Genomic DNA, 3,391 nt, shown 5'->3' on the forward strand with positions numbered 1-3,391 from the left:
CCCCATTCCCCATTCCCACCTATCTAGCCAAATTAGCCATTTTAGATGAAAATAGAAAGATGAAGACAGTTAAAAAAACTATACGCATTGAGCGAGGTAAATAAGAATATGGATTGGCGATTAGTGATTGTTTTGTTGCCTCTCCTCCTGGCAGCAGGTTGGGCTGTATTCAATATTGGCGCAATTGCTCTTGGACAAATTCAGGCGTTTTTGAATAAATCGTCCTGATTCAGGTAGGTATAAATACCACAAAGCTAGCTGTTCCCCACTTGCGGTGAATGGCTAGCTTTTGTCTATCTTTGAGTGCAACTCGGTAGTATCCTCCTGTATTTTCCTTTGAGCGTAACGCACCCTTGCCTCAACAAATCCTCAAGATTAAAATTCCACAGTATTACCATCCCATCCTGACTAGCTGAAGCTAAAATCTCACCATCGGGAGTAAAACTCACATTTGTTACCTGAGCCTGATGACCTGCTAAAGTTTTCAATAGCGTACCATCTCGATGCCAAAGTCTCACTAAGTTATCTGTACTTCCAGAAGCAAGGGTTTCACTATCAGGAGTGAAGCTAATACTTGTCACTGGTGCTGTATGCTTCAAGATACTTAGTAGTGTACCATTTTTGCTCATTAGTTTGATATTGCCATCGGTATTAATTGAGGCAATTATTTTACCGTTAGGGCTGTTACAGGTTGTTGTGGAAAGGCAGAGATTCGCTGAGTTTAGTCTAGAGGTTTTGTGAGGGATTGGGAGAGATTTGCCATCGCTGGTTTTCCACATTTGGATTTTACCATCATTCGTGGTGGTAATCAAGGTTTTGCTATCGGGCGTGAAGGTTAAAGATTTGACTGGCAATGTCTGTAGCTTTAACACGCTTCTGTCTTTTTCTAGGCTATCAATGGCTTGATTAAGTGCAGCGACAACTAAAATTTTAGTATCAGAATTGATGCCTAGGTATTGTTTAGCTTGTTCGCCAGCTTGGATGCTTTCAATTAGGGCTTCTATTTTTTGATTCGACTGTAAGAGGGATTCCGATAGTAGACTTTGGGCGTTGAGTTGGGTATTGGTTTCATTCATGGATACTTTGACTAAAAATAATCCTGCTAGGAAAGCAAAAACAGTCATGAATGAACCCATAGCTGCGGTTAATATTTTGGCCTTTTTAATCCGTTCCTGTCTGAGTTGTTCTTCAATTTCTTTTCGTTGCTTTTGTTCTTTATTCAATGATTCTAGTAATTCATTTTCTCGTCGCAGTTGTTGAATTTCTGTTTGGCTTTGGGCTTGTTTTTCCCGTAACTGAGTTAAGGCTGCTTCTTGACTGGCGGCTAAAAATTGATAATCGCAATCGCTCAAACTTTTTCCTCCTGCCCATTCTTGTGCATCCTGCAATGCTTGCCCTCTCAATAAGCGGGATTCATCTTGACAGTTGGTGGCTAGCCATGCAGTTAATGATTCACTATAGGGGCGCAAGTCACAGAGGATTTTTTCTACCCAATCTTGGTTGAAGATAGCTTGATAAATAGGATTTTTTACTCGTAATTTTCCCTGGCAGGTAATTACTAATCCACTGAGGCGTAATTCGGTTTGTTCTGGAGTGTCATCAGCGGTAATTTCTCCATATTGTAATATTTTTTGATAAAGTCCGAGCAACCTGCCACAACGTTGTTGATTTTTGAGAATGCGATCGCGTATTGTTCTAATATGTACTGGTTCGTCTTGAGTTTCCCAGTTTTCGATGATTCGGGATTTGACGATTTGGGTGACTGTGGTAGGGGATGTGGCAACGGATGTGGCAACGGATGTGTTAACGGATGTAGCGGATGTGGTAGCGGATGTTTTATCGGATGGTAATTGGTAATTTTTATTCCCTACTCCCCATTCTCCATTCCCTACTCCCCACTCCCTACTCCCTACTCCCCACTCCCCCTCTTCGACTACTAATTGACAAAGTTTTTGGGTGAGAAATGGTTGTCCACCTGTCCAATATAAAATTTCTTTTAATACTGCTTGAGGGTTGTTTATTTTCCCCTCCATTCCCTTGATAAAATCCTGACATTCGTGAAATTGAAAACCCTGTAAATCGATACCCCTACCAATATTAAATGGTGTCCGTGTCGTATCGGAAATTAAATCTGATGGGGTGGCTACTCCTAATAGGGCAAAGGTAAGTCGCTGATATTCTAGTTTTTGGGCGCGTTTGTTGTAGCAAGATCTAATTAAGGCAAAAAAGTCATCCATTGGTTCTTTTAATCCTAGGATACTATCGATTTCATCGATAAATATAACAATAGGTTTAGTGATTTTAGTGAGTAAAACTTCTTCGATTAATTCACTCAGTCTCTGGAGAGGTGAAATGAGTTCTCTCTCTTGCCACCAAGTCATAAATTCAACTGCATCGAAGATATTAAAACTACTCAATAGTTTATAGGCAAAACCTCCATACCATTGCTCAATGGACTTACTACCAATATCGGAAAGATCGATAGTAGCACAGGCGTATCCTTCGGTAGGAAGTCTTTGCATTGTCCGCACAAGTAAGCTGGATTTACCCATTTGGCGAGAATTGAGTACATAACAAAATTCTCCAATATTAAGTCCTTCATAGAGTTCAGTATCAGCTTGGCGCACTACATAAGTTGGTGCATTTTCTGGTAAGCTACCACCAATTTGATATGGTAATTTTTCTGTCATCATGTTTGCTCCATTTAACAGTTATTAAGCTAGTATTTTCTAGCTCTCAGGTGTGTTATCATACAACTTAATTTTCATGATAGAATCCTTTTGCAATGTTTGAGTTGGCATTCCTAGAAACTTGCGGATTAGGTTCACTATTTCTAGTTTATTATCAATCCCAGAATCTTGCCCAACGTTAAGAATTAAGTCTTTGCCAGATTTCAAAACGATAACAATTTGATAATTGGCATTTTTGTCATGATTCCAGCTTGTAGATTTGAGCTTAATATCTAAAATATCTGCCAGAGGATGCCAAAGTATTTTTTTAGTCAGGAATCCTTGCTTCCTTAAGATAAATAGGTAATTTTCTTTGTCAAAATGACAATTAATCACCTGTTGGGTAAAAAGGAGAAGGGAAATACAGATAAGGATATTGAGGATGAGAAATACTGGGAGCCACCAAAGGTAAAGTAACCAGGAAAATTGTATGGTAATTAGCAGAATTAGGATTAGAATTCCGAATAACCAGCTTCCTGTGGCAATCCAGAGGAAATAGGGGCGGTGTCGCAGTTTGAGTTGGGTGGGTGTTTTTTCTAGAATAACCATGGTAGTGGATTTTGCAGCGGATTTAGCAGCGGATGGGTGGTTGGTTTGGGGGATGGATTGGTTTGTTTTTTCTTAGCTGATGGGTGGTTATTTTTGCAGCAGATGGGTTGGGA

General features: G+C 39.8%; 3 protein-coding genes. 1 reads left to right on the forward strand and 2 read right to left on the reverse strand.

Annotated elements, in window-relative coordinates; genetic code table 11:
- Window positions 1-108: 108 nt before the first annotated feature.
- Entirely contained in the window at window positions 109-228 is a 120-nt protein-coding gene (locus NJ959_RS27450) for a photosystem II protein Y (RefSeq protein ID WP_254014938.1), read from the forward strand.
- Window positions 229-293: 65 nt separating this feature from the next.
- Here NJ959_RS27450 and NJ959_RS27455 read toward each other — a convergent pair whose 3' ends face one another.
- Together NJ959_RS27455 and NJ959_RS27460 are read right to left on the reverse strand one after the other, a co-directional pair.
- Window positions 294-2,693: an AAA-like domain-containing protein gene (locus NJ959_RS27455; RefSeq protein WP_444881959.1), complete on the reverse strand. Its 2,400-nt coding sequence runs from the start codon at window positions 2,691-2,693 to the stop codon at window positions 294-296.
- Between the two features lie 36 nt (window positions 2,694-2,729).
- On the reverse strand, window positions 2,730-3,278 hold the full coding sequence (locus tag NJ959_RS27460) for a hypothetical protein (protein WP_254014939.1): 549 nt from the start codon (window positions 3,276-3,278) through the stop codon (window positions 2,730-2,732).
- Window positions 3,279-3,391 lie beyond the last annotated feature (113 nt).

Source organism: Limnofasciculus baicalensis BBK-W-15 (assembly GCF_024178385.1).
Classification (GTDB): Bacteria; Cyanobacteriota; Cyanobacteriia; order Cyanobacteriales; family Coleofasciculaceae; genus Limnofasciculus; species Limnofasciculus baicalensis.